The 24308-nt window shown below is 69.0% G+C and carries 24 protein-coding genes and 1 pseudogene; 11 read left to right on the top strand and 14 right to left on the bottom strand.

Going from position 1 to position 24308, the window contains the following annotated elements:
- Nucleotides 1-27 precede the first annotated feature (27 nt).
- Nucleotides 28-1077 (top strand): UDP-N-acetylmuramate dehydrogenase, encoded by a 1050-nt coding sequence (gene murB, locus BSE24067_RS09165; RefSeq protein WP_151066040.1) that lies wholly within the window; start codon nucleotides 28-30, stop codon nucleotides 1075-1077.
- 102 nt (nucleotides 1078-1179) lie between these two features.
- Here murB and argF read toward each other — a convergent pair whose 3' ends face one another.
- Nucleotides 1180-2109, bottom strand: a complete 930-nt coding sequence (argF, locus tag BSE24067_RS09160; protein ID WP_006482207.1) for an ornithine carbamoyltransferase — start codon at nucleotides 2107-2109, stop codon at nucleotides 1180-1182.
- 413 nt (nucleotides 2110-2522) lie between these two features.
- On the opposite strand from argF, the gene BSE24067_RS09155 reads away from it, so the two are divergent.
- Nucleotides 2523-2843 (top strand): DUF3579 domain-containing protein, encoded by a 321-nt coding sequence (locus tag BSE24067_RS09155; protein ID WP_011885815.1) that lies wholly within the window; start codon nucleotides 2523-2525, stop codon nucleotides 2841-2843.
- Between the two features lie 149 nt (nucleotides 2844-2992).
- Here the strand turns inward: BSE24067_RS09155 and rpsT are convergent, their stop codons facing one another.
- A complete protein-coding gene (gene rpsT / locus BSE24067_RS09150) occupies nucleotides 2993-3265 on the bottom strand; it encodes a 30S ribosomal protein S20 (RefSeq protein ID WP_006482211.1) in 273 nt (90 codons plus the stop codon).
- A 306-nt stretch (nucleotides 3266-3571) separates the two neighbouring features.
- On the opposite strand from rpsT, the gene murJ reads away from it, so the two are divergent.
- Entirely contained in the window at nucleotides 3572-5122 is a 1551-nt protein-coding gene (gene murJ / locus BSE24067_RS09145) for a murein biosynthesis integral membrane protein MurJ (RefSeq protein ID WP_151066041.1), read from the top strand.
- Nucleotides 5123-5130: 8 nt separating this feature from the next.
- The gene (locus tag BSE24067_RS09140; protein ID WP_151066042.1) at nucleotides 5131-5973 is read left to right on the top strand and encodes a SirB1 family protein; all 843 of its coding nucleotides are present in this window, start codon (nucleotides 5131-5133) and stop codon (nucleotides 5971-5973) included.
- An 82-nt stretch (nucleotides 5974-6055) separates the two neighbouring features.
- On the opposite strand, the gene BSE24067_RS09135 is transcribed toward BSE24067_RS09140, so the two are convergent.
- From BSE24067_RS09135 to lpxK, 5 genes are all read right to left on the bottom strand, one after another.
- On the bottom strand, nucleotides 6056-6814 hold the full coding sequence (locus tag BSE24067_RS09135) for a 3-hydroxyacyl-CoA dehydrogenase (protein ID WP_151066043.1): 759 nt from the start codon (nucleotides 6812-6814) through the stop codon (nucleotides 6056-6058).
- Between the two features lie 221 nt (nucleotides 6815-7035).
- The gene (gene adk, locus BSE24067_RS09130) at nucleotides 7036-7698 is read right to left on the bottom strand and encodes an adenylate kinase (RefSeq protein WP_151066044.1); all 663 of its coding nucleotides are present in this window, start codon (nucleotides 7696-7698) and stop codon (nucleotides 7036-7038) included.
- A 205-nt stretch (nucleotides 7699-7903) separates the two neighbouring features.
- Nucleotides 7904-8695 (bottom strand): 3-deoxy-manno-octulosonate cytidylyltransferase, encoded by a 792-nt coding sequence (kdsB, locus tag BSE24067_RS09125; RefSeq protein ID WP_151066045.1) that lies wholly within the window; start codon nucleotides 8693-8695, stop codon nucleotides 7904-7906.
- A 128-nt stretch (nucleotides 8696-8823) separates the two neighbouring features.
- Nucleotides 8824-9024 (bottom strand): Trm112 family protein, encoded by a 201-nt coding sequence (locus tag BSE24067_RS09120; RefSeq protein ID WP_040141600.1) that lies wholly within the window; start codon nucleotides 9022-9024, stop codon nucleotides 8824-8826.
- Complete coding sequence (gene lpxK, locus BSE24067_RS09115; protein ID WP_151066048.1) at nucleotides 9005-10033, bottom strand: tetraacyldisaccharide 4'-kinase; 1029 nt, start codon at nucleotides 10031-10033, stop codon at nucleotides 9005-9007. Before lpxK ends, BSE24067_RS09120 begins: the two co-directional genes overlap by 20 nt.
- A 450-nt stretch (nucleotides 10034-10483) precedes the next feature.
- Here lpxK and xseA point away from each other — a divergent pair, with 450 nt between their 5' ends.
- Both xseA and sodB read left to right on the top strand, forming a co-directional pair.
- Nucleotides 10484-11866, top strand: a complete 1383-nt coding sequence (gene xseA / locus BSE24067_RS09110) for an exodeoxyribonuclease VII large subunit (RefSeq protein ID WP_151068473.1) — start codon at nucleotides 10484-10486, stop codon at nucleotides 11864-11866.
- 238 nt (nucleotides 11867-12104) lie between these two features.
- A complete protein-coding gene (gene sodB / locus BSE24067_RS09105) occupies nucleotides 12105-12683 on the top strand; it encodes a superoxide dismutase [Fe] (protein ID WP_151068474.1) in 579 nt (192 codons plus the stop codon).
- A 103-nt stretch (nucleotides 12684-12786) separates the two neighbouring features.
- Here sodB and chrA read toward each other — a convergent pair whose 3' ends face one another.
- Together chrA and BSE24067_RS09095 are read right to left on the bottom strand one after the other, a co-directional pair.
- Nucleotides 12787-13998: a chromate efflux transporter gene (gene chrA, locus BSE24067_RS09100; protein ID WP_151068475.1), complete on the bottom strand. Its 1212-nt coding sequence runs from the start codon at nucleotides 13996-13998 to the stop codon at nucleotides 12787-12789.
- A gap of 144 nt (nucleotides 13999-14142) precedes the next feature.
- A complete protein-coding gene (locus BSE24067_RS09095) occupies nucleotides 14143-14850 on the bottom strand; it encodes a Crp/Fnr family transcriptional regulator (protein ID WP_151068476.1) in 708 nt (235 codons plus the stop codon).
- Between the two features lie 81 nt (nucleotides 14851-14931).
- Here BSE24067_RS09095 and BSE24067_RS09090 point away from each other — a divergent pair, with 81 nt between their 5' ends.
- Nucleotides 14932-15456, top strand: a complete 525-nt coding sequence (locus BSE24067_RS09090) for an Mpo1 family 2-hydroxy fatty acid dioxygenase (protein WP_151068477.1) — start codon at nucleotides 14932-14934, stop codon at nucleotides 15454-15456.
- A gap of 42 nt (nucleotides 15457-15498) precedes the next feature.
- Nucleotides 15499-15778: pseudogene (locus tag BSE24067_RS09085) on the top strand (hypothetical protein); the annotation flags it as partial.
- Here BSE24067_RS09085 and BSE24067_RS09080 read toward each other — a convergent pair.
- Entirely contained in the window at nucleotides 15765-17039 is a 1275-nt protein-coding gene (locus BSE24067_RS09080; protein ID WP_151068479.1) for an EAL domain-containing protein, read from the bottom strand. The pseudogene BSE24067_RS09085 and the gene BSE24067_RS09080 overlap by 14 nt on opposite strands.
- 213 nt (nucleotides 17040-17252) lie before the next feature.
- Complete coding sequence (gene mdtD, locus BSE24067_RS09075) at nucleotides 17253-18692, bottom strand: multidrug transporter subunit MdtD (protein ID WP_151068480.1); 1440 nt, start codon at nucleotides 18690-18692, stop codon at nucleotides 17253-17255.
- Between the two features lie 224 nt (nucleotides 18693-18916).
- Between mdtD and BSE24067_RS09070 the strand changes: the two genes are divergently transcribed.
- Nucleotides 18917-19240 carry a DUF2917 domain-containing protein gene (locus BSE24067_RS09070; protein ID WP_151068481.1) on the top strand — a complete coding sequence of 108 codons (324 nt, stop codon included), beginning with the start codon at nucleotides 18917-18919 and terminating at the stop codon, nucleotides 19238-19240.
- Here the strand turns inward: BSE24067_RS09070 and BSE24067_RS09065 are convergent.
- Nucleotides 19213-20445 (bottom strand): citrate synthase family protein, encoded by a 1233-nt coding sequence (locus BSE24067_RS09065; RefSeq protein ID WP_174904730.1) that lies wholly within the window; start codon nucleotides 20443-20445, stop codon nucleotides 19213-19215. The two genes, BSE24067_RS09070 and BSE24067_RS09065, sit on opposite strands and share 28 nt — an antisense overlap.
- 139 nt (nucleotides 20446-20584) lie before the next feature.
- On the opposite strand from BSE24067_RS09065, the gene BSE24067_RS09060 reads away from it, so the two are divergent.
- Nucleotides 20585-21976: a CoA transferase gene (locus tag BSE24067_RS09060; RefSeq protein ID WP_151068710.1), complete on the top strand. Its 1392-nt coding sequence runs from the start codon at nucleotides 20585-20587 to the stop codon at nucleotides 21974-21976.
- Between the two features lie 21 nt (nucleotides 21977-21997).
- Here BSE24067_RS09060 and BSE24067_RS09055 read toward each other — a convergent pair whose 3' ends face one another.
- Entirely contained in the window at nucleotides 21998-22744 is a 747-nt protein-coding gene (locus BSE24067_RS09055) for a GntR family transcriptional regulator (RefSeq protein ID WP_124499819.1), read from the bottom strand.
- 156 nt (nucleotides 22745-22900) lie between these two features.
- On the opposite strand from BSE24067_RS09055, the gene BSE24067_RS09050 reads away from it, so the two are divergent.
- A complete protein-coding gene (locus tag BSE24067_RS09050) occupies nucleotides 22901-23746 on the top strand; it encodes an aldo/keto reductase (protein WP_151068709.1) in 846 nt (281 codons plus the stop codon).
- A gap of 9 nt (nucleotides 23747-23755) precedes the next feature.
- Here BSE24067_RS09050 and BSE24067_RS09045 read toward each other — a convergent pair.
- Nucleotides 23756-24308 (bottom strand): hypothetical protein (locus tag BSE24067_RS09045; protein ID WP_174904729.1); only part of this gene is annotated, 553 nt, incomplete at its 5' end.

Here is a 24308-nt window from a genome sequence, read left to right as displayed (position 1 = left end):
GTGCCCGCCCGGCGGACGTGACCGCGAATGCCGATGCCTCCTGACGATTCCGCCCTGTCGCTGCTCCCCGACCATCCGCTCGCCGCGCACAATACGTTCGGCATTGCCGCGAACGCGCGCTTTGCCGCGCGCGTCACGCAGGCGGCGCAGTTCGAGGCGCTGCATCGAGACCAGCGCGTCGCGTCGCTGCCGCGGCTCGTGCTCGGCGGCGGCAGCAACGTCGTGTTCACGCGCGATTTCGACGGCGTCGTGCTGCTCGACGAGATCGCCGGCCGCCGCGTCGTTCGCGAGGACGACGACGCGTGGTACGTCGAGGCCGGCGGCGGCGAAAACTGGCATGAGTTCGTTGCATGGACGCTCGAGCATGGGATGCCGGGCCTCGAGAATCTCGCGCTGATTCCGGGCACCGTCGGCGCCGCGCCGATCCAGAACATCGGCGCGTACGGCCTCGAGATGAAGACGTACTTCGATTCGCTGGTCGCGGTCGAACTCGCGACGGGGCGCAGCGAACGTTTCGATGCGGCGCGCTGCGCATTCGGCTATCGCGACAGCTTCTTCAAGCGGGAAGGGCGCGGCCGCTTCGCGATCGTCGCGGTGACGTTCCGGCTGCCGAAGCAATGGACGCCGCGGCTCGGCTATGCGGACGTCACGCGCGAGCTCGACGCGCGCGGTATCGCGCCTGACGCGGCGACGCCGCGCGACGTGTTCGACGCGGTCGTCGCGATCCGCCGCGCGAAGCTGCCCGATCCGCTCGTGCTCGGCAATGCCGGCAGCTTCTTCAAGAATCCGGTGATCGACGCCGCGCAGTTCGATGCGCTGCGCGAGCGCGTGCCGGACGTCGTGTCGTATCCGCAGCCGGACGGGCACGTGAAGCTCGCGGCCGGCTGGCTGATCGATCAGTGCGGCTGGAAGGGGCGCGCGCTCGGCGCGGCGGCCGTGCACGACCGACAGGCGCTCGTGCTGGTGAATCGCGGCGGCGCGACGGGCGCCGACGTATTGGCGCTCGCGCGGGCGATCCAGGGCGACGTGCGAGCGCGGTTCGGCGTCGAACTGGAGCCCGAGCCTGTGTGCATGTAACCCGGCTCCCCGCACCGGCTTCAGCGGCACAAACGAAAAGCGCCGATCGACGATCGGCGCTTTTTTTCGCATACGCCCGCATGCAGGCGGCGCGCGCGGTGATCAGTGCTTCAGACGGCCGAGCAGCAGGAACTCCATCAGCGCCTTCTGCACGTGCAGGCGGTTTTCCGCTTCGTCCCACACGACGCTCTGCGGGCCGTCGATCACGCCGGCCGTCACTTCCTCGCCGCGGTGCGCGGGCAGGCAGTGCATGAAGAGCGCGTCCGGGTTCGCGTGACCCATCATTTCCTCGTCGACGCACCAGTCGGCAAACGCCTGCTTGCGCGCTTCGTTCTCGGCTTCGAAGCCCATGCTCGTCCACACGTCGGTGGTCACGAGGTCGGCGCCCTTGCACGCTTCGTTCGGATCGTCGAACACTTCGTAGAACGGCGCGCTGTCCGGCGACACGAGCTTCATGTCGAGCGCGTAGCCCGGCGGCGTCGACAGGCGCAGCTTGAAGCCGAGGATCTGCGCGGCCTCGATCCACGTGTACAGCATGTTATTCGCATCGCCGACCCACGCGACCGTCTTGCCGGCGATCGGGCCGCGGTGCTCGTAGTACGTGAAGATGTCGGCGAGCACCTGGCACGGGTGATATTCGTTCGTCAGGCCGTTGATCACCGGCACGCGCGAGTTCTGTGCGAAGCGCGTGATCACGTCCTGCTCGAACGTGCGGATCATGATGATGTCGACCATCCGCGAGATGACCTGCGCGGAATCCTCGACGGGCTCGCCGCGGCCGAGCTGCGTGTCGCGCGTGCTCATGAACACCGCGTGGCCGCCGAGCTGGAAGATCCCGGCCTCGAACGACAGGCGCGTGCGCGTCGAGCTCTTCTCGAAGATCATCGCGAGCGTGCGGTCGTGCAGCGGGTGATAGGTCTCGTAGTTCTTGAACTTGCGCTTCAGGATACCCGTGCGTTCGAGCACGTACTCGTAGTCTTCCAGCGAGAAATCCTTGAACTGCAGGTAGTGACGAATGGTTTTGGCGGTCATGAAACGAAATACGGCGGGTCGGGACCGGCAGCGGGGCCGGACGGCGCCGCCGTCGGATGTGGATAACTCAAAGCAGCATAAAGGATTTTCCGTGCTTTGACGAGCCGCGCGGCGAAGCGGGGAGCGAGCTTGACGGGCGGCCGCGCGCGCGGGAAGAGCGGCCGCGGGACGACGCGCGATGCCGCGCTGCGGTATAATTCGAAAGTTTTCTCCAGCCCGGCAGGCAAGCCTTTTCGCGCTCTGCCGGACACAAGCCGTGCGCTGCACAAATCCGGTGCGGCGCGCCGGCGGCACGCGTCGACGGCCTGTTTTCGGGATATCGAAGCGCGTCTGCCGCTGTCCATTCCAGCTTTGTGTTCGCGTACCCAGGCGCCGTCGCCTGGACATCGCCGGGCCGTCACTTGGGTAACCACATGGCTGAAACCCCTCCGACCGAATTCTTCATCCAGGGCATCACGAAAGACGGGAAAAAGTTTCGCCCGAGCGACTGGTCGGAGCGTCTGGCCGGCGTGATGGCCTGCTTCGGGCCGGGTGCGAGCGGTCCGAACGCGCGCCTCAAATATTCGCTGTACGTGCGCCCGACGATGCTCGGCGACCTGAAATGCGTGATCCTCGATTCGAGGCTGCGCGACATCGAGCCGATGGCATTCGATTTCGTGCTGAATTTCGCGAAGGACAACAACCTGGTCGTCACCGAGGCATGCGAGTTGCCGGACTACAACGACAAGAAGTGAGCCCGGCGGGCGAGCGCGCATGATGCGGCCTCGCCCGATGCTCGTCCGGCACGATGATGCGCGAAAGATGGATACGAAAAAGCCCGCCTAGGCGGGCTTTTTCGTGATTGCAGGAAACAGGAGCACCCGCCGAAGCGGGCACACCGGATTTACGCTGCTGCCTGCAGGCCCTTGACGGCTGCGGCCAGGCGGCTCTTGCTGCGAGCGGCCTTGTTCTTGTGCACGATCTTCTTGTCGGCGATCGTGTCGATCGTCTTCACGGCAGCCTTGAACAGCTCGGCAGCCTTTGCCTGGTCGCCGGCTTCAACAGCCTTGCGAACCGACTTGATCGCGGTACGGAATTTCGAGCGCAGCGCCGAGTTGTGCGAATTTGCCTTCGCGGCTTGGCGGGCGCGCTTGCGTGCTTGTGCGGAGTTAGCCATGACGGTTCCTTATCCTGTCCTGTTTCCAGAGCTTGGAGCCTGACGGCCAAGCGCTGCTTTTCGATCCGTCCCCTGAGAACGATTGCCCAGGGGCGCATAAAAAAACGGTGATTTTAACCGAGGCCGAGACATGAAAACGACAGGCGCCGTGCATGTAACAGGCTCAGAAACCGGCGATTATAGCAACAAAATCAAGCGCGTGGCAAGTTCGACGTGATATCGGCCGGACGGGGGGCGTCGGCGGCGCGCGCGCTTTTCGGCACCCGTCCGTGCCGGGGCACGCAACGTCCGTATAATAAGCGCCCCATGAATCTATTCCGAGCCCTGCTGACGGTCAGCGGCTTCACGCTGCTGTCGCGCGTGACCGGACTGGCCCGCGAGACGCTGATCGCCCGTGCGTTCGGCGCCAGTCAATACACCGACGCGTTCTACGTCGCCTTCCGCATTCCGAACCTGCTGCGCCGCCTGTCCGCCGAGGGCGCGTTTTCGCAGGCGTTCGTGCCGATCCTCGCCGAGTTCAAGAACCAGCAGGGGCACGACGCGACCAAGGCGCTCGTCGACGCGATGTCGACCGTGCTCGCGTGGGCACTCGCCGTGCTGTCGGTCGCCGGGATCGCCGGCGCGTCGTGGGTCGTGTTCGCGGTCGCGTCCGGCCTGCATGCCGACGGGCAGGCGTTCCCGCTCGCGGTCACGATGACGCGGATCATGTTCCCGTACATCGTGTTCATCTCGCTGACGACGCTCGCGTCCGGCGTGCTCAACACGTACAAGAGTTTCTCGCTGCCCGCGTTCGCGCCGGTGCTGCTGAACGTCGCGTTCATCGCCGCGGCCGTGTTCGTCGCGCCGCACCTGAAGGTGCCGGTGTTCGCGCTCGCATGGGCGGTGATCGTCGGCGGCGTGCTGCAGTTCGTCGTGCAACTGCCGGGCCTGAAGAAGATCGACATGGTGCCGCTGATCGGCCTGAACCCGCTGCGCGCGCTGCGCCATCGCGGCGTGAAGCGCGTGCTCGCAAAGATGGTGCCCGCGACGTTCGCGGTGTCGGTCGCGCAACTGTCGCTGATCATCAACACCAACATCGCGTCGCGGCTCGGGCAGGGCGCGGTGTCGTGGATCAACTACGCGGACCGCCTGATGGAATTCCCGACCGCGCTGCTCGGCGTCGCGCTCGGCACGATCCTGCTGCCGAGCCTGTCGAAGGCGCACGTCGACGCCGATACGCACGAGTATTCGGCGCTGCTCGACTGGGGGCTGCGCGTCACGTTCCTGCTCGCGGCGCCGAGCGCGCTCGCGCTGTTCTTCTTCGCGACGCCGCTCACCGCGACGCTGTTCAACTACGGCAAGTTCGACGCGCATACCGTCACGATGGTCGCGCGCGCGCTCGCGACCTACGGGATCGGCCTCGTCGGCATCATCCTGATCAAGATTCTCGCGCCGGGCTTCTATGCGAAGCAGGACATCAAGACGCCGGTGAAGATCGCGGTCGGCGTGCTGGTCGTCACGCAGTTGTCGAACTACGTGTTCGTGCCGCTGATCGGCCATGCGGGCCTCACGCTGAGCATCGGCGTCGGCGCATGCCTGAACTCGCTGCTGTTGTTCCTCGGGCTGCGCAAGCGCGGCATCTACCAGCCGTCACCGGGCTGGCTGCGCTTCTTCGTGCAGCTCGTCGGCGCGGCGCTCGTGCTCGCGGGCCTGATGCACTGGTGCGCGATCAGCTTCGACTGGACCGGCATGCGCGCGCAGCCGCTCGATCGCATTGCGCTGATGGCCGCGTGCCTCGTGCTGTTCGCTGCACTATATTTCGGTATGTTGTGGGTGATGGGCTTCAAATACGCTTACTTCAGAAGGCGCGCCAAGTGACGACCGCAATGACCCGCGTCCTCGACTACTTCAGCACGCTCGTGGCGGACGACGACAGTCTGCCCGTCACGGAAACCGCGCTGTCGCTCGCACAGGACGCCTATCCCGACCTCGACCTGCAGGGCACGCTGGCCGAGCTCGACATGCTGGCGGCGCGGCTGCGCCGCCGGCTGGCCGACGATGCGGACCTGAAGGACCGCGTCGCCGCGCTGAACGAGTTCTTCTTCCGCGAACTCGGCTTCGCGTGCAATCACAACGATTACTACGACCCCGATAACAGCCACCTGAACGCGGTGCTGAAGCGGCGCCGCGGGATTCCGATCTCGCTGTCGGTGCTGTATCTGGAACTCGCGGAGCAGATCGGCGTGCCTGCGCGCGGCGTGTCGTTCCCCGGCCACTTCCTGCTGCGCGTGACGCTGCCGGACGGCGACCTGATCATCGATCCGACCAACGGCCATTCGCTGTCCGAAGCCGAGATGGTCGAGATGCTCGAGCCGTACGTCGCGCGGGCGGCGGGTGCGGTCGACAGCGCGTTGCGCGCGCTGCTGCAGCCGGCCACGAGTCGCGAGATCATCGCGCGGATGCTGCGCAACCTGAAGACGATCTATCTGCAGACGGAACGCTGGCAGCGGCTGCTCGCCGTGCAGCAGCGGCTCGTGATCCTGCTGCCGGAACAGCTCGACGAAGTGCGCGACCGCGGCTTCGCGTATGCGCGGCTCGATTACCTGCGCCCGGCACTCGAGGATCTCGAACAGTACCTCGGCGAGCGGCCCGAAGCGGAAGACGCGACCGTCGTCGAATCGCAGGTGACCGAACTGCGGCAGCGGATGCAGCGCGACGGCGACGATTGAGCCGCGCGCCCCGGTTCGAGGCGCCACATCGAAGGTCGAAGACGTCCGCTCGCGGGCGTTTTTCGTTTGCAGTTGTTTGCACTTATTTCGGCTGCATCCGGATCGCGCCGTCGAGGCGGATCACTTCGCCGTTGAGCATCGGATTCTCGACGATCTGGCGCACCAGCAGCGCGTATTCGTCCGGTTTGCCGAGCCGCGGCGGGAACGGCACCATCGCGCCGAGCGCGTCCTGCACGTCCTTCGGCATGCCGAGCAGCATCGGCGTCTCGAACAGCCCCGGCGCGATCGTCATCACGCGGATGCCGCTGCGCGCGAGGTCGCGCGCGATCGGCAGCGTCATGCCGGCGACGCCGGCTTTCGACGCCGCATACGCGGCCTGGCCGATCTGTCCGTCGTAGGCCGCGACCGATGCGGTGCTGACGATCACGCCGCGCTCGCCGCCGTCGTTCGGCGTGGTCGCGGCCATCGCGGCGGCCGCGAGCCGGATCATGTTGAAGGTGCCGACGAGGTTCACGTTGATCGTCTTCGCGAACACGTCGAGCGGATGCGCGCCGTCCTTGCCGACCGTCTTCGCGGCAGGCGCGATGCCCGCACAGTTCACGAGGCCGCGCAGCGTGCCGGCACGCGTCGCCGTGTCGACGGCCGCCTGCGCGTCGGCCTCGCTCGACACGTCGCAGCGCACGAACACGCCGCCCAGTTCGGCCGCGAGCGCCGTGCCGGCCGCTTCGTTCAGATCGGCGAGCACGACCTGGCCGCCAGCCTGTGCGAGCATGCGGGCCGTTCCTGCGCCGAGGCCCGATGCGCCGCCCGTGATCAGAAAGACGTTGCCGCGAATCTCCATCACTGTCTCCTTGGTTGGGTCCGATGCCGGTCGATCGGTGGCCACGCGCGGTGCGCCGTGTCACCGCGCGCATGCGTTCGATCGATTGTACGGGGCGCCGCCGCGTGCGTGCGGCCGCGTCACGAACGTGCAAGTTCAGGCCGAGCGGGACGAATCGGGCGGACGAAAAAAAGCCGCCCGGAAAGGGCGGCTCGCGCGTGCGCGACGCGATGCTTCGATGCTTACTTCAGCGCGTCGAACGCGCGCGCGCGGATTTCGTCCACGGTGCCGAGGCCCGAGATCTTGCGATACTGCGGCGCCTTCAGGCCGTTTTCCTCGCCGCGCTTCGCCCAGTCGCCGTAGTACGTGATCAGCGGCTTGGTCTGCGCTTCGTACACTTCGAGGCGCTTCTTGACCGTTTCTTCCTTGTCGTCGTCGCGCTGGATCAGCGGTTCGCCCGTCACGTCGTCCTTGCCGTCGACCTTCGGCGGGTTGAACTTCACGTGGTACGTGCGGCCCGATGCCGGGTGCGTGCGGCGGCCGCTCATGCGCTCGATGATCTCCGAGAACGGGACGTCGATTTCGAGCACGTAATCGATCGCGACGCCCGCTTCCTTCATCGCGTCAGCCTGCGCGATCGTGCGCGGGAACCCGTCGAACAGGTAGCCGTTCGCACAGTCGGCTTCCTTCAGGCGCTCCTTCACGAGGCCGATGATCAGCGCGTCCGGCACGAGCTTGCCGGCGTCCATGTAGCCCTTCGCCTCGACGCCGAGCGGTGTGCCGGCCTTCACGGCCGCGCGCAGCATGTCGCCCGTCGAGATCTGCGGGATCCCGAACTTTTCCTTGATGAAGTTTGCCTGGGTGCCCTTTCCCGCGCCGGGCGCGCCCAACAGGATCAAACGCATGGTGATATCTCCAGTATGTAGATTCGTCTGGCGAGACGCAAAGCGTCGGCGACAGCGTGCGCGGGGCTTGCCTGGCGCGCGGCGCACCGGTCTGACGCGGCGCGCGGCGAAAAGCGGCGCGCGGCTGCCGGGACGGGCCGTGGCGGGTCAAGCGAGAACGCGCGGGTCGCGGACGGCTCGCACAATCGCCCGATTATGCCACGGGTTATTTTGAACCCGGCCGAAAAAGGGCCTGCACGCGTGCGAGATCCGCCGGCGTATCGATCCCGGCTTCGGGCGCATGCTCGGTAATCCGCACCGCGATGCGCTCGCCGTGCCACATCGCGCGCAGCTGTTCGAGCTGCTCGGCCTGCTCGATCGGCGCCTGCGCGAGCGACGGATACGTGCGCAGGAAACGCGCGCGATACGCATAGAGGCCGATGTGGCGATGGACCGGGAACGCCGGCGCAGGCATCGATCCGACGTCGGGCCAGTGCGTCTGGTATGCGTCGCGGCTCCACGGAATCGGCGCACGCGAGAAATACATCGCGACGTTGCGCGCGTCGAGCGCGACCTTCACGATGTTCGGGTTGAACACGTCGGCCGCGTCGTGGATCGGGTGCGCGGCGGTCGCGATCGCGCAGTCCGGATGCGCGGCGAGGTGCGACGCTACGTCGCGGACCAGCGCCGGGTCGATCAGCGGTTCGTCGCCCTGCACGTTGACGACGACGGTGTCGTCGCTCCACCCGAACGTCGCGGCGACTTCCGCGAGCCGGTCGGTGCCGGACGGATGGTCGGCGCGCGTGAGCACCGCGTCGAAGCCATGTTCGCGGGCCGCATCGAGCACGCTCTGCGCGTCGGACGCGACGAGCACCTGCTGCGCGCCCGCTTCGCGCGCGCGCTCGGCGACGCGCACGACCATCGGCTTGCCGCCGAGATCGGCGAGCGGCTTGTTCGGCAGGCGCGTCGACGCGAGCCGGGCAGGAATGACGGCGATGAAGGGCTGCGGATGAGTCATCGGGACTGGGCGGTGAGAAGGGCTGGGGCTGGGACTGGGGCGGGGCCGGCGGCGTGCAAAGCGGGGCGGCCGGCAGGGTTCGGCGCGCGGCTGCGGATATACCGCGGCCGTGCGCCGTGCTGCGGCGTTCAGCTGGCCGGGCCGGCCGGATCGACCGGCGTGCCTTCGACGGTCTGTCGCGCTTCGTCGACGAGCATCACCGGGATGCCGTCGCGGATCGGGTAGGCGAGCTTGTCCGCGTTGCAGATGAGCTCCTGCGCGGCGCGGTCATGGTGGAGCGGGCCTTTGCAGATAGGGCACACAAGGATTTCAAGCAGGCGAGCGTCCACGGAGTTTCTCCACAACGAGGGCAATGAGGCGAGGATCGAGCGCGGCTTCGACGGGGACGACCCACAGCCGAGCGTCGCGCCAGGAAGCGCCCAATTTTACTGCATCCTTCTCGGTGATCAGGATCGCATCGGCGGCGTCGTCGACGAACGGATTGTCGGCGAACGCGTAATGGTCGGGGAGCGCGCGCGTCGCCGGAGCAAGGCCCGCCGCGCGCAGCGTCGCGAAGAAGCGTTCCGGCGCGCCGATACCGGCCGCGGCGAGCACGCGCTCGTTCGCGAACTGCGACAGCGGGCGGCGCAGCGCCGGCTGGTCGAGATGCCACGCGGCGCCCGGCGTCAGCGCGAGCGCGTAGGTGTCGGGCCACGGCGGCAGCGCGCCGCTGTACGGATCGTTGACGAGCGTCGCGTCGCGATGGCGCGACAGCGGCTCGCGCAGCGGGCCCGCAGGCAGCAGGAAGCCGTTGCCGCCGAGCCGGTGGTCGAACACGACGAGCTCGACCGTGCGCGCGAGGCGATAGTGCTGCAGGCCGTCGTCGCTGACGATCACGTCGACGTCCGGGTGCGCGGCGAGCAGCGCCTGCGCGGCCGCGACGCGGTCCGGGCACACCCACACCGGCGCACCGGTGCGGCGCGCGATCAGCAGCGGCTCGTCGCCGGCCGCGCTCGCGCGCGACGCGGGCGTGACCGCAGTCGGTGCCTTCACGTTCGCGCCGTAGCCGCGCGACACGACGCCCGGCGTGAAGCCGGCCGCGCGCAGCGCATCGACGAGCGCGATCACGGTCGGCGTCTTGCCGGTGCCGCCCACCGTCACGTTGCCGACCACGACGACCGGCACGCCGACGTCGACCGGTTGCTTCCAGCCCTGCGCGTATGCGGTGCGGCGCAGCGCCGCGCACAGGCCGAACACGCACGCGAACGGCGTGAGCGCCCATGCGAGCGCGCCGCGGCGCTGCCATTCGCGCGTGAGCCGCGCTTCGAGCCGCGCGAGCGGGCCGCCGCGCGCGCTCATCGGGCCGGGCGCGGCGCGTCGGGCGCCGCGGCGTGGGACGGATTCGTCAAGACGGATTCTCCATTGGGCGGCAACCGCCGCAAGGTCTTCGGAAGGCGGCACTCTAGCGCGCCGCACGCGGGCGCGGCAAGCGCGGCCGGGTGGCGGGGCGGAAGGGGCCGGATCGGAGAGCCCTGTGGATAACTCTGTGAAAAACCGCCCGCCCGTCCGCGTCAAACGCCCGTCCGGCGGGCATCGAATCGGAGGTGAAGCCAACCGTAAGGTTTAAAAATTCATTGAAATCAATGTGTTAGAAAGAATTGTCTGGATTTTTGCGCGGTTTGCAAGGGTTTTTGCTGGACGATTGCCAGAGTGTGGACACATTCCTGGCATCGCGACGCCGATGGTCCGCGCTGGACGCCGCGCGCATGTGGGACTATCGTGTCGCCGCCAGCATTCATCCGACCGCCCATGCTTTCCGACTCCCCTTTTTCCGCTCCCGGCGCGACCCGAGGCGGCGACGAAGTGATTCCCGTTTCGGCGCTCAATCGCGCGATTTCGACGATGCTCGAGCGCTCGTTCCCGCTGTTGTGGATCTCGGGCGAAGTGTCGAATTTCACGCGCGCCGCGAGCGGTCACTGGTATTTCTCGATCAAGGACCAGCAGGCGCAGATGCGCTGCGTGATGTTCCGCGGCCGCGCGCAGTATGCGGAGTTCACGCCGCGCGAAGGCGACCGGATCGAGGTGCGTGCGGTCGTCACGATGTACGAGCCGCGCGGCGAGGTGCAACTCAACGTCGAGGCCGTGCGGCGCACCGGCCAGGGGCGGCTGTACGAGGCGTTCCTGCGCCTGAAGGCGCAGCTCGAGGCTGAAGGGTTGTTCGCGCCGGAACGCAAGCGGCCGCTGCCGGCACATCCGCGCGCGATCGGCATCGTCACGTCGCTGCAGGCCGCCGCGCTGCGCGACGTGGTCACGACGCTCGCGCGCCGCGCGCCGCACATTCCGGTGATCGTCTATCCGGCGCCCGTGCAAGGGGCCGGCTCGGCCGAGAAGCTGGTCGCGGCCGTGCAGACGGCCAACGCGCGGCGCGAGGTCGACGTGCTCGTCGTCTGTCGCGGGGGCGGGTCGATCGAGGATCTGTGGTCGTTCAACGATGAAGCGCTCGCGCGCGCAATCGCGGCGAGCGAAGTGCCGGTCGTCAGCGGCGTCGGCCACGAAACCGATTTCACGATCGCGGACTTCGCGGCCGACCTGCGCGCGCCGACGCCGACCGGCGCAGCGGAGCTCGCGAGCCCGCAACGCGCGCTGCTGCTGACGGAGGTCGCCGATCGGCAGCGCGCATTGGCGCGCAGCATGGAGCGCGGGCTCCAGCAGCGTGCGCAGCAGCTCGACTGGCTCGCGCGCCGGCTCGTCAGTCCGGACGAACGGCTGAAGCGGCAACGCGTCCATGTCGAGCAGCTCGCGGTGCGGCTCGCGTCGGCGGCGGCGCGGCCGGTGCGCGACGCGCGTGCGCGGTTCGCGCTCGCGCAATTGCGCTGGCAGCGCGCGCGGCCCGATCCGGTGCATGCGCGCCATGCGCTCGCCGGGCTGTCGCAACGTCTCGCGGTCGCGCTGCAGCGCCGTCACGAACGCGACACCGCGCGCGTGTCGGCGTGCGCGGCGCGGCTCGAGGTGCTGAGCCCGCAGCGCACGCTCGAGCGCGGCTACGCGGCGCTGATCGACACGCAGACCGGCCGCGCAGTGCGTGCGCCGACCGCGTTGAAACCGCAGCGCCGGCTGACCGTGCATCTGGCCGAAGGCTCGGCCGACGTGTCGCTCGCCGACGTGCAGCCGCGTCTCACCGATACGATCTGACGAGAGCGCGTAAGCGAAACGAAGGTCGTGCGCGCGGCGGCGCCGGATCGGCGCGTGGTGCCGCGCGTAGGAACGGATGCTGCGCGCGCATTGACCTGCCGGGTGAAGCGCCAGCGCCGATTTTCCGCATGCCGCGGATAAATACCCGTGAGTTTGCGGGGATATTCGGACTCGCCTACAATCGGACGCTCGGCAGCATTCAACACAGCCTCCCTACATACTCAACGAAGGAATCGCCATGGCTCATACGCTCCCGCCGCTCCCGTACGCTGAAGACGCGCTCGCGCCGACCATCTCGAAAGAGACGATCGAGTACCACTACGGCAAGCATCACCAGGCTTATGTGACAAACCTGAACAATCTGATCCCGGGCACGGAATTCGAGAACCTGCCGCTGGAAGAGATCATCAAGAAGTCGTCGGGCGGCATCTTCAACAACGCCGCGCAAATCTGGAACCACACGTTCTTCTGGAACAGCCTGTCGCCGAACGGCGGCGGCGCACCGTCGGGCGCGCTGGGCGACGCGATCAACGCGAAGTGGGGTTCGTACGACGCATTCAAGGAAGCGTTCTCGAAGGCCGCAGTCGGCACGTTCGGTTCGGGCTGGGCATGGCTCGTGAAGAAGGCCGACGGTTCGCTCGACATCGTGTCCACGAGCAACGCCGCCACGCCGCTGACGACGGCCGACAAGCCGCTGCTGACGATCGACGTGTGGGAACACGCTTACTACATCGACTACCGCAACGCACGTCCGAAGTTCGTCGAAGCGTTCTGGAACATCGTGAACTGGGACTTCGCAGCGAAGAACTTCGTGTAAAATCCACGCGCTTCGCGCGCCGCTGCGGCGCGCGGCACGTCAAGAAAAGCCCTCGTTGCGAGGGCTTTTCTGTTTTTTGCGCGGTGCGGCGACGTTCGCCGGATCACGCGAGCATCGTCGACGTCCATCCGAGCACCGCGCTCGCGATCACGACGGCCCATGGCGGCACGCGCCAGAACGTGAGCGCGACGAATGCGACGAGCGCCGCCGCGAAGTCGCGCGGCGCAACGATCGTCTCGCTCCACACCGGGTGATAGAGCGCGGCGAGCAGTAGCCCGACGACGGCCGCGTTCACGCCGGCGAGCGCGGCCTGCATGCGCGTGCTGCGGCGCAGGCGTTCCCAGAACGGCGCGGTGCCCGCGACGAGCAGGAACGACGGCGCGAAGATCGACACGAGCGCGATCGTCCCGCCGACCCAGCCGTTCGGCGCGTCCCGCAGTGATGCGCCGAGGAACGCGGAGAACGTGAAGAGCGGCCCCGGCACGGCCTGCGCGACACCGTAGCCGGCGAGGAACGTCGAATCGCCGACCCAGCCCGGCGCGACGACGGCGACTTGCAGCAGCGGCAGCACCACGTGCCCGCCGCCGAACACGAGCGCACCGGTGCGGAAGAACGCGTCGACCACGGTCAGCGTATTCGAACGAAGCGCGCCCGCGGCGATCGGCAGCACGACGATCAGCGCGGCGAACAGCGCGAGCCACAGCACGCCCGCGCGGTGCGACACATGCAGCGGCAACGGATCGTGCGCGCCGCGCTCGGGCTGCGGCAACAGCACGAGACCGGCCGCACCGGCCGCGACGATCACGACGACCTGCAGCCATGCGGCCGGCACGAGCATCGCGATGCAGGCCGCGATCGCCATCAGCGTCACGCGGCGCGCATCGGGGCACAGCGTGCGCGCCATGCCCCACACCGCTTGCGCGATCACCGCGACCGACACGATCCGCAGCCCGTGCAGCGCGCCGGCCGCGACGGACATGCCCGTCGCATGCACGCCGAGCGCGAACAGCATCATCAGCAGCGCCGACGGCAGCGTGAAGCCGAGCCACGCGGCGAACATCCCCGCGTAGCCCGCGCGCGAAAGTCCGATCGCCATCCCGACCTGGCTGCTCGCCGGCCCCGGCAGGAACTGGCACAGGCCGACGAGATCCGCATACGCGCGTTCCGTCAGCCAGCCGCGCCGCGTGACGAATTCATCGCGGAAATAGCCGAGATGCGCGACGGGACCGCCGAACGACGTGAGCCCGAGCCGCAGGAACGCGACGAACACGGGCCACGCGTGGCGGGAAGGGGCGGTGACGGTCGATGTGCTCAAGTGCGTGCGGGGAAGACGGTGGACGTGGAAAAACGGGTGAGCCGCCACGATACCGCGACGTGATGACGGCGCAAAACGGGCGTTGCGGCGTCTTGCTCTTGCGCGGTGGCGTCGGCGCGGAACGGTTGCGTAATCGGCGCGGCGTCAGCCCGTGCCATCGGACAGCCCGCTCGCGCGGCGCAGCGCGCCGACGTCGACGAGTTCGATCTCGCCGACGTGCAAGCGCACGACGCCGTCGGCTTGCAGCGCCTGCAGCAGCTGGTTGGTGGTCTGGCGCGTCAGCGACAGCATCGCCGCGAGCTTTTCCTGCGACAGCCGAATACGCGTGCGGGCGGCGCTGATCCCCCCGTAGCCGTCGGCGATCATCAGCAACCGCGCGGCGAGCCGTTGCGCGGCCGGCATCACGCTCATCGATTCGACGTTCAGGAAGCTCAGACGCAGCTTTTGCGCCATCAACAGCGCGAGCTGCCGCCAGTATTGCGGCGTCGCGTCGAGCATCGCGAGCAGCGCGGCCTGCGGCACGTGCAGCAACAGCGTATCGTCGAGCGCGATCGCATCGTGCGTGCGCGGCTGGCCGTCGAACAGCGCAATCTCGCCGAACCACGTGACGGGTTCGGCGACCATCAGCAGCGCTTCCTTGCCCCGCGGATCGACCGCGCCTATCGTCAGGGAACCGGCCAGCACCGCATACAGCCCGCACGGCGGGTCGCCACGCCGGAACAGCGCATGGCCGGCAGGCAGGCGCCGCAGCGCGGCGCGGGCGAGCAGATCGTCGCGCAACGCGGACGGCAGCGCGGCGAACCACGGGTTCGCGTCGATCTGCGGCAGGTAGGAGGCAAGCGGCGACGGCATGGGCGCGCGATGTCGGGTAGCTGACAGAGGTTCTCGGGCTTGACGCGCATCATAGCGCTCAATGATCGTCCAGGAGACGCGATGAAGACCCTTGAAGACCATCTTTCCCAATATGCGGCCTACCATCGCGACGCGCGCAACATCGCGACGCATCTGGTCGGGATCCCGATGATCGTGTTCGCGGTCGAGGTGCTGCTGTCGCGGCCGGCGCTCGGCACGCTGGCCGGCGTCGCGCTGTCGCCGGCGCTCGTGCTCGCCGTTGCGTTCGCGGTGTTCTACCTGAGGCTCGACCTGCGCTTCGGCGTCGTGATGACCGCGCTGTTCGCGCTCGGGCTGTGGGCCGCGCAGACGCTCGCGCTGTTGCCGACCGCGCAATGGCTCGGGATCGGCATCGGCGCGTTCGTGGTCGGCTGGATCGTGCAGTTCGTCGGGCACTGGTTCGAAGGGCGCAAGCCGGCGTTCGTCGACGATCTGGTTGGCCTGATGGTCGGGCCGCTGTTCGTCGTTGCCGAAGTCGCGTTCTTCGCGGGGCTGCGCGGCGACGTACGTCGCGAAGTCGAGCGGCGCACCGGCCCGGTGCGCGGCGGCGCGCATTCGCATGTCTGACCCGGCGGCCGCGTCGGTATGCCGGATCGGCGCATGCGCGCCGCCGTGTCGGCCGCCGCCCGGCTCACCGCGCTGCCGATACCGGGCGGCACGCTGTACCTGAGCTGGCGCGTCGCGGCAGCGGCACGCAGTGCGCCGCCTGTACATGCCGCTCGCTTCGGCGCGCATGCGTGCGGTGCTCGGTGCCGGCATTCGCTTGATGGACGAGCACGAGGGGGCAGTGGCATCCGGCAAGCGCGAGCATCGATTGATCGTGCGCCGTGCCGATGCGCTGATGCCGCCAGCACCGCCGAGCGCGCCGCTGGGCTTCATTCGCGGCTGAGCGCCGCTTCCCAGTTGATGTCCACGCACAGCACCTGCATGCCGGCCGCGGCCGGCGCGGCGATCGATGCGGTCACGCACAGGTGCGCCTCGTTGATTGACAGGTACGGCGGCGTCAGATGCACGCGGCCCGGTGCGCGCATCGCGTGGATGAAGTAAGGGCGGCGCTCCCAGCTCGCGCCCTCCGAATGCAGCAGCGGCCGGAAGCGCTTCGCCCGCTGCGATACGCTGCCGCGTGCGAGCACGTTGTCGCCGATCTGGCGGCCCGACGCATCGAGCAGGAAGCAGCGCGCGGTTTCCGGCAGGCCGAGCACGGCGCCGGCCGCGTCGATCAGCGTTTCACCGGCCGCGAGCTTCTGGCTCGCTTCTTCCAGCGCGGCGACATACGGCGCGAGGCGCTCGGCCTGCGTGCGTTCGCGCTGCGCGACGCGCAGCCGCAGCGCGGCCGACAGCGTATCCATGCAACCGGCGGCGGCCTGCGGTTGTACGGGGTCGACGCTCGGCCCCGCGAAATACTGTCCCTGCACGAAATCGACGTCGCATTCGAGCGCGATCAGCGCGTCGCGCTCGGTCGCGAGGCCGCCCATCAGCACGAGCTGACCGGATTCGTGCAGCAGCGACACGAGCCCTGGCAGCACGCGTTCCAGATGTGAGTGCTCGCTCGCCTGCGCGAGGATCCCGCGGTCGAGCGTGACGATGTCGGGGTGCAGGTGCCACACGCGGTCGATGTTCGAATGCTTCGCGCCGAAGCCGCCGAGCGCGATCAGGAAGCCGGCCTTGCGCAGCCCGTCGACGATCGCCGCATAGCGCGGTGTTTCGCCGCCCGCCTGCTCGGGCACTTCCAGCACCACGCGGTGCGGCGGCAGGCCGAGCGCCTTCAGGTTCGCGAGCAGCGCGTCGCCGTAGACGGTGTCCATCAGCGCGGCCGGGTGCAGGCTCAGGAAGAGCCATTCGTCGTGGCTGTCGAACGCGTGGAAGTTGCCGAGATGCAGCGATTCCGCGAGCCGGCCGAGCTCGAGCAGGTCGCCGCGCCGCGCCGCCTGCGTAAACACCTCGTGCGACGCGACCTGACGGCCGTCCTCGTCGTGCGCGCGCAGCGACGCGTGATAGCCGATCGCGCGGCGGTGCGACACCGAGAAAACGGGCTGGAACACGCTGAACACGGTGTACGCGCCGTACAGCACGGTGCGCCGCTTGCCGTCGTCGCCGGCGACGGGGCGGGGCGGCTGGAAGCCAGGGGGATCGATGTCGATCATGCTCATGATGTCGGCCGAAGGAAGACTGCCAGTTTACCTACAGAATAGGCCAGCAAGAAGCATGCGCGGCGTGGGCTCCACCGCGGCGGCCCGCTGCGGCCAGCGGCTTCCGCGCCGAGCGGCGCCGCTGCACCGGCATGGTGCGCAACGCGCCGCCGTGGCGACGCCACCCGCGCGTATCGCGCAGGTTACGTGCATGAGGTCAAGTGCTCGCCGCCGTCATGCGCGTTCGGACGGATCGGTCTTGTGCTGCGCGCGGCCGCGGATCTCGGGCGCGAGCTGCGCGAAGATCCACGCGGACGCGGCCGTGATGATCCCGACGCAGATGAAAGTCGCATGGAACGCGGGCAGCGTGTTGCTCGGCGTTACCGTGCGCAGCATTCCCGTGAACGTGGCCAGCAGCGCGCCCGCGACCGTGACGCCGAGGCTCATCGACAGCATCTGCACGAGCGAGAACAGGCTGTTGCCGCTGCTCGCGCCGCCGGTGCCGAGATCCTTCAGCGTCAGCGTGTTCATCGCGGTGAACTGCATCGAGTTGAAGCCGCCGAACAGCGCGAGATGGACGACCTTCACCCACACGGGCACCGTGTCGCGCATCAGCGCGAAGCTCGCCATCATCACGCCGACCATGATCGTGTTCGCGAGCAGCACCTTGCGGTAGCCATGCCGCGTGATCAGGTGCGTGATGATGCGCTTCGAGAACATCCCGGCCGCCGCGACCGGCAGCATCATCAGCCCGGCCTCGAACGCCGAATAGCCGAGGCTCACCTGCAGCAGCAGCGGGATCAGGTACGGCATCGCACCGCTGCCGATCCGCGCGAACAGGTTGCCGAGCAGCCCGACGCTGAACGTATGGATCTTGAACAGCTCGAGCGAGAAGATCGGCTGCGGCGCGCGCACCGCGTACAGTCCGTACGCGACGAAGCACGCGAGGCTCAGGATCAGCAGCACGAGCACGGCCGCGTGCTGCATCCCGAGATCGGCGAGGCCGTCGAGCGACAGCGAGATCGCGACCATCCCGATCGTCAGCAGCAGATAGCCCTTGATGTCGAAGCGGCCGACGGCAGGGTTGCGCGCGTCGGGCATCGAGTAGAAAGTCGCGACGCAGCCGGCGATGCCGACCGGCACGTTGATCAGGAAGATCCAGTGCCACGACGCGATCTTCACGAGCCAGCCGCCGAGCGTCGGCCCGATCAGCGGGCCGATCAGCCCGGGAATCGCGACGAACGACAGCGCAGGCAGATAGCGCTCGGCCGGAAACGTGCGCAGCACGGCGAGCCGGCCGACCGGCAGCAGCATCGCGCCGCCGATGCCCTGCACGACGCGGAACGCGACGAGCTGCGCCAGCGTATGCGCGTTCGCGCACAGCAACGAGCCGAGCGAGAACACCAGGATCGCGCTGAAGAACACGCGCCGCGTGCCGAACGTATCGGCGAGCCAGCCCGACACCGGGATCATCACCGCCATCGTCAGCGAGTACGCGATCACGACCGACTGCATCCGCAGCGGCGATTCGCCGAGGCTCACGGCCATCGACGGCAGCGCCGTGTTGACGATCGTCGCGTCGAGCGTCTGCATGAAGAAGCCCGTCGCTACGAGCCAGAGCATCACGGTGAGATTCTTTTCGCCGGGAGCGGCGGCGGGCGGGCGTTGGAACATGAAGACGGGGCAGGTGGCGCAAGACAGCCGTCATTGTAGGCAAAGCCGCCATGCCGCGCAGGATGGGGCCGACCGCCTGGGCTGCCCGCACGCCGTCTCGCATGACGCCCGTCCGCCGACGGACCGGTACAGTTCAGCCGAAAGTGTCCGCAGGCGTACCTGTCCGCGTGTTGCCGCCGTCCGGAATACTGGTGTCATCGAACCCATGCGACCCGGAGGCGGCCATGCGCGAACTGCGACTCTACGAGATGGAAGGCAACGAGCCGGCCGGGCGCTGGCGGATCGTCGATCGCACCGCGCTGCAGGTCGCGGACGGCGGCTTGTGGGTGACGGTCGAGGGCCGGCCCGACGATCACTGGCTGCGCGCCGGCGAGTCGCTCGCGCTGGAGCCGGGCATGCGCGTGTGGATCGGCGCGGCGGCGGGCGGCGCGGTATTCGCGTTCGGTCCGCAGGCGGCGCCGGCCGTGCAGGCGGCGCCCACGGCGTGGCGCCGGTTCGCCGCGTGGCGCGGGGCGCGTACTCACGCGGCCGCGTCGCTGCCGACATAGCGCGCGCGTGGCCGGATCAGCTTGCCGTCCGCGTATTGTTCGAGCGCGTGCGCGATCCAGCCCGCGGTGCGGCCGGCCGCGAACAGCGTGAACGCGGCGCCGCCGGGCAGCGCGAGCGTGCGTTCCAGCACCGCGAGCGCGAAATCGATCGTGGGCCGCAGCCCTGTCGCCGTCTCGACGCGTGCGGCCAGCGCGAGGGCCGCGCGCAGCGGCGCCCGCTCGGGCGCTGCGGCGCGCAGCGCATCGAGCAATGCGCGTGCGCGCGGATCGCCGTCGGGGTAGAGCGGGTGCGCGAAACCGGACAGCACCGTGCGCGCGCCGTCGGTCCGCTCGTCGTGCGCGAGTCGCAGCGCGAGGTAGCGGTCGAGGTCGGCGGCGCGCGCCGCTTCGTCGAGCAGCGCGCCCGCGCGGAACGTCTCGCCGCCGTGACGCGGGCCCGACAGCGCCGCGAGGCCGCCGGCGATCGCGCCGAACAGATGGGTGCCGGTCGACGCGATGCAGCGCACTGCAAAGGTCGACGGATTCAGCTCGTGATCGGCGCACAGCACGAGCGCGCGGCGCAGCAGGTCGGCTTCGTCACGCCGCCGGATGCGCCACGCGGCGGCGAGCTGCCGATGTACGGGCGCGTCGCCGGGCGCGATGCCGGCCAGCGCGGCCGCCGTCACGCGCAGCAGCAGCGCGGCCGTCTCGAACCGCGCGTCGCGCTCCTGCGCCCACAGGCGCGGCAGCGACGCAGCCGCGGCGGGCAACAGCAGCAGCGCGCGTTCGAGCGGCGCGAGATGCATCCAGCGGCGCGCCCAATCGTCCCACTGCGCGGTGTCGAAGCCGGCCGCGGCAAGCGACGCCGCCGCAAATCGCGCCGGCGGACAATCCCATAACCTCGCGGCCGCTTCTTCAAGCGTCGCGCCGTTCGCGAGCGCGATCGCATCGGCGCCGCGGTAGCGCAGGCGGCCATCGGCGATCTGCGTGATCCGCGATTCGAGTACCGGCACGCCCCAGTCGAGCGAACGCTCGGCGACGCCGCCCGCGCGTTTCGCGTCGGCGCGGCGGCGCGCGAGCAGACGCACTTCGTCGGCGTCGTAGCGGTGGCGCTTGCTCGCGCCGTCGGGCAGCGAGCGCAGCAGGCCGCGGCTCACGTACGCGTAGAGCGTGCTCACGCTGACACCGAGGATGCCGGCGGCTTCCGGCGCGCTGAGGGACGTCATGCCGATCGCTCCTGTCGGGGCGCATGAAGCGCGGCCCGGTTACAACTATTCGTTATGTATTGATTCGCGCGATCAAGATTGATCGCACCTGTCGCCGATTCTAGACTCGATTGCGTCTTCCCAACGGCACGCTCGCACCATGACACCCGAACTCGCATTGACCCGTTTGTGGCAACTCGCGCACGGCGAGCCCGGCGCACTGGCCCGCGCGGCCGTGACGGGCCAGGACCCGACGCTGCCGTCGGCGTTCCATGTCGGTACGCTTGCCGCGGCGACGATCGCGGCGGCCGGCCTCGCGGCGGCCGAGTGCCACCGGCTGCGCACGGGCGTCGCGCAGCGCGTCGACGTGTCGGTGCGCGACGCGCTCGTCGCGTTCCGCAGCGAGCGCTACCTGCGTGTGGACGGCGGCCCGCCGCCCGAACCGCGCCATCCGGTGACGGGTTTCTACGACACGCGCGACGGGCGCTGGATCCAGCTGCATGCGAACTTTCCGCATCACCTGCACGGGATTCTCGACGTGCTCGGCTGCGGGCCGGAGCGCGACGACGTTGCCGCGGCGATCCGCACGCGGGACGGCGCGGCACTCGATACCGCGCTGGCCGAAGCAGGTCTGTGCGCGGCATTGATCAGAACCCCTGAAGAATGGGCCGCGCACGAGCAGGCGCGTGCACTCGCGTCGCTGCCGCTGTTCGAGATCGAGCGGATCGGTGACGCGCCCGTCGAGGCGATCGGCCGCGGCGAGCCGGACCAGCCGCTCGCGGGCGTGCGCGTGCTCGATCTCACGCGCATCATCGCGGGGCCGGTCGCGGGCCGCACGCTCGCGTCGCACGGTGCGCAGACGCTGCTCGTCAACGGCCCGCACCTGCCGAACATCGCATCGCTCGTGATCGACAACGGGCGCGGCAAGCGCTCGACGTGGATCGACCTGCGCGACGCCGCGGGCGTCGCTACGCTGCGCGAACTCGCGCGCGACGCGGACGTGTTCCTGCAGGCCTATCGCCCCGGCGCGCTCACGGCGCGCGGGTTCTCGCCGCAGGCGCTCGCCGAATTGCGGCCGGGGATCGTATGCGTGTCGGTGTCCGCGTATGGTCACGCGGGGCCATGGGCGATGCGGCGCGGCTTCGACAGTCTCGTGCAGTCGGCGAGCGGCATCGCGTGGCAGGAGCAGCACGCCGCACATGCGGACGGCCCGCGCCATCTGCCGTGCCAGGCGCTGGATCACGCGACGGGTTATCTCGCGGCGTTCGGCGCGATGATCGCGCTCGCGCGCCGCGCGACGGAGGGCGGGAGCTGGCATGTGCGGCTGTCGCTCGCGCAGACCGGGCGCTGGCTGCAGTCGTTCGGCGCGGTGCCGGACGGCCTGCGCGCACCGGATTTCACGATCGACGACGTGCGCGACCGGCTCGACCGGGCTGCGTCGCCGTTCGGCACGATCGACGCCGTGCGTTCGGCCGAGCGCCTGTCGGCGACCCCGCCGCGATTCGCACGCCCGCCCGTGCCGCTCGGCACCGACGCCGCGCGCTGGCTGTAGGCCGCGATTGCGCGATGTGCGTTACTTGCGCAGTTCGACGACGAAATCGTAGTAGTCGTTGCGGCAGTACGTGTCGGTGAGCTCGATTGCGCGCTGGTCGGCCGTATAGCCGATCCGCGTGATCAGCAGCAGCGCGTCGTGCGGCGCGATGCCCATCTGCTGCGCGATCTCGTCGGTCGCGTTGACCGCGCGGAAATGCTGGAGCGCGCGCACGATCGGCGTGCCGCGCGCTTCGAGATAGCTGTACAGCGAACCGCCGATCGCCTGCGGATCGGGAATCAGCGTGGCGGGGAACGTCGAGTTCTCGACGGCCATCACGATGCCGTCGGCGAGGCGCAGGCGTTTCAGCCGCGTAACCGACGCGGCCGGCGACAGGCCGAGCTGGATCACTTCGTCGCGGTTCGCCGGCTGGATCTCGCGTTCGAGCCATTGCGAACTCGGCTTGAAGCCGCGCCGCTCGAGCATCTCGCTGAAGCTCGACAGCCGCGACAGCGGATCCTCGTAGCGCGGCTGGATGAAGTTGCCGGCGCCTTGCGTGCGGCGGATCAGGCCTTGCTCGACGAGCAGCGCGATTGCCTTGCGTGCGGTGATGCGCGACACGCCGAGCGCTTCGGACAGCACGCGTTCGGACGGTAGCGCCTCGCCTGCCGCCCAGCGATTGTCGTGGATCGCGTCGCCGAGCTTGCGGGCGAGCTGCAGATAGAGCGGCGTGTCGTTGTCGGGGTCGGGGCGCAGGTCCTGCCAGCGGTCGTCCGTGGGTGCCTTCATGGAATGGGTATCGATCAGGTTGCCGGCCATTCTAAGTCATCATGCGGCGCCGTTATAGCCGGTTTTTGCCGTGCAATAGGCGGGCAGGGCGCCGATTGACTACACTGGCCCATGCGTTGGCCGCGCGTGCGGCCGCCTATCCGCAGCGAGGAACGCATGACAGACACGATCGCCACCGTCGTCCTGCCGGACGGCGAGACGATTCCGAAGCTTGGCCTCGGAACCTGGGAAATGGGGGAGCGGCCTGCGCGGCGCGCGGACGAGATCGCCGCCTTGCGCGAGGGCATCGCGCTCGGGATGACGCTCGTCGATACTGCGGAGATGTACGGCGACGGCGCGACCGAGGAACTCGTCGGCGAAGCGTTGAACGGGCTGCGCGACGACGTGTTCGTCGTCAGCAAGGTGTATCCGCATCATGCGAGCCGGCGCGGTGTCGCCGCCGCGTGCGACGCGAGTCTGAAGCGCCTGCGCACCGATCGCATCGATCTGTATTTGCTGCACTGGCGCGGCTCGGTGCCGCTCGAGGAGACGGTCGAAGGCTTCGAGTCGCTGAAGCGGGCCGGCAAGATCCGCCACTGGGGCGTCAGCAATTTCGACACGGCCGACATGGCCGAACTCGTCGGCGACGCGGGTGGCGGCGCGTGCGCGACGAACCAGATCCTGTACAACATCGCGCGCCGCGGCCCGGAATTCGACCTGCTGCCGTGGCTCGCCGATCACCGGATCCCGGCGATGGCCTACAGCCCGGTCGATCACGGACGGCTGCCGAAGCGTTCGCCGCTCGATGAAATCGCGCGGCAGCGCGGCGTGTCGGTCACGCGCGTCGCACTCGCGTGGGTGCTTGCGCAGCCGCACGTGTTCGCGATTCCGAAGGCATCGCGGATCGAGCACGTGCGCGACAACCGCGCGGCGCTCGATCTCGTGCTGAGCGATGACGAGCGCGCGCAGCTCGACGGGTACTTCCGCCCGCCGCGCAGCAAGCGCGCGCTCGAAATGCTCTGACAGGCCGAGTCAGGTCACGCCGCGGTCAGTGGCCGTGGCCGCCGGCCGATCCGCCGTTGCCGCCATTGCCGCCGGCGCTGCCGCTGCCGTTGCCATTGCCATTGCCGACGCCGTTGGCCCCTCCGTTTCCTGCGCCACCGCTGCCGTTTCCATTACCGTTGCCGCCACCGTTGCCGTGACCGCCGGTGCCGTGACCGCCGCTGCCGGAACCACCACCGGAACCACCACCGGAACCGCCACCGGAACCACCGCCGGAACCGCCACCGGAACCGCCACCGGAACCGCCACCGGAACCGCCACTGGAACCGCCACCGGAACCGCCACCGGAACCACCGCCGGAACCACCGCCGGAACCACCACCGTGACCGCCGCCGGAACCACCACCGTGACCGCCACCGGAACCACCACCGTGACCGCCGCCAGAGCCGCCGCCAGAGCCGCCGCCGGAACCCCCGCCGTGACCACCACCAGAACCACCGCCAGAGCCACCGCCGGAACCACCGCCGGAACCACCGCCGGAACCACCGCCGGAACCACCGCCGGAACCACCGCCGGAACCACC

This window comes from Burkholderia latens, from assembly GCF_902499045.1.
Classification (GTDB): domain Bacteria; phylum Pseudomonadota; class Gammaproteobacteria; order Burkholderiales; family Burkholderiaceae; genus Burkholderia; species Burkholderia latens.
Note: the sequence above shows the minus strand (reverse complement) of the source record. Positions and strands in the feature narration are given on the sequence as shown.

Excerpts from the sequence above, each read along its gene's own strand:
- murB (WP_151066040.1), top strand. The coding sequence starts at position 28 with ATGCCGATGCCTCCTGACGATTCCGCCCTGTCGCTGCTCCCCGACCAT.
- argF (WP_006482207.1), bottom strand. The coding sequence starts at position 2,109 with ATGACCGCCAAAACCATTCGTCACTACCTGCAGTTCAAGGATTTCTCG.
- BSE24067_RS09155 (WP_011885815.1), top strand. The coding sequence starts at position 2,523 with ATGGCTGAAACCCCTCCGACCGAATTCTTCATCCAGGGCATCACGAAA.
- rpsT (WP_006482211.1), bottom strand. The coding sequence starts at position 3,265 with ATGGCTAACTCCGCACAAGCACGCAAGCGCGCCCGCCAAGCCGCGAAG.
- murJ (WP_151066041.1), top strand. The coding sequence starts at position 3,572 with ATGAATCTATTCCGAGCCCTGCTGACGGTCAGCGGCTTCACGCTGCTG.
- BSE24067_RS09140 (WP_151066042.1), top strand. The coding sequence starts at position 5,131 with ATGACCCGCGTCCTCGACTACTTCAGCACGCTCGTGGCGGACGACGAC.
- BSE24067_RS09135 (WP_151066043.1), bottom strand. The coding sequence starts at position 6,814 with ATGGAGATTCGCGGCAACGTCTTTCTGATCACGGGCGGCGCATCGGGC.
- adk (WP_151066044.1), bottom strand. The coding sequence starts at position 7,698 with ATGCGTTTGATCCTGTTGGGCGCGCCCGGCGCGGGAAAGGGCACCCAG.
- kdsB (WP_151066045.1), bottom strand. The coding sequence starts at position 8,695 with ATGACTCATCCGCAGCCCTTCATCGCCGTCATTCCTGCCCGGCTCGCG.
- lpxK (WP_151066048.1), bottom strand. The coding sequence starts at position 10,033 with ATGAGCGCGCGCGGCGGCCCGCTCGCGCGGCTCGAAGCGCGGCTCACG.
- xseA (WP_151068473.1), top strand. The coding sequence starts at position 10,484 with ATGCTTTCCGACTCCCCTTTTTCCGCTCCCGGCGCGACCCGAGGCGGC.
- sodB (WP_151068474.1), top strand. The coding sequence starts at position 12,105 with ATGGCTCATACGCTCCCGCCGCTCCCGTACGCTGAAGACGCGCTCGCG.
- BSE24067_RS09095 (WP_151068476.1), bottom strand. The coding sequence starts at position 14,850 with ATGCCGTCGCCGCTTGCCTCCTACCTGCCGCAGATCGACGCGAACCCG.
- BSE24067_RS09090 (WP_151068477.1), top strand. The coding sequence starts at position 14,932 with ATGAAGACCCTTGAAGACCATCTTTCCCAATATGCGGCCTACCATCGC.
- BSE24067_RS09080 (WP_151068479.1), bottom strand. The coding sequence starts at position 17,039 with ATGAGCATGATCGACATCGATCCCCCTGGCTTCCAGCCGCCCCGCCCC.
- mdtD (WP_151068480.1), bottom strand. The coding sequence starts at position 18,692 with ATGTTCCAACGCCCGCCCGCCGCCGCTCCCGGCGAAAAGAATCTCACC.
- BSE24067_RS09070 (WP_151068481.1), top strand. The coding sequence starts at position 18,917 with ATGCGCGAACTGCGACTCTACGAGATGGAAGGCAACGAGCCGGCCGGG.
- BSE24067_RS09065 (WP_174904730.1), bottom strand. The coding sequence starts at position 20,445 with ATGACGTCCCTCAGCGCGCCGGAAGCCGCCGGCATCCTCGGTGTCAGC.
- BSE24067_RS09060 (WP_151068710.1), top strand. The coding sequence starts at position 20,585 with ATGACACCCGAACTCGCATTGACCCGTTTGTGGCAACTCGCGCACGGC.
- BSE24067_RS09055 (WP_124499819.1), bottom strand. The coding sequence starts at position 22,744 with ATGAAGGCACCCACGGACGACCGCTGGCAGGACCTGCGCCCCGACCCC.
- BSE24067_RS09050 (WP_151068709.1), top strand. The coding sequence starts at position 22,901 with ATGACAGACACGATCGCCACCGTCGTCCTGCCGGACGGCGAGACGATT.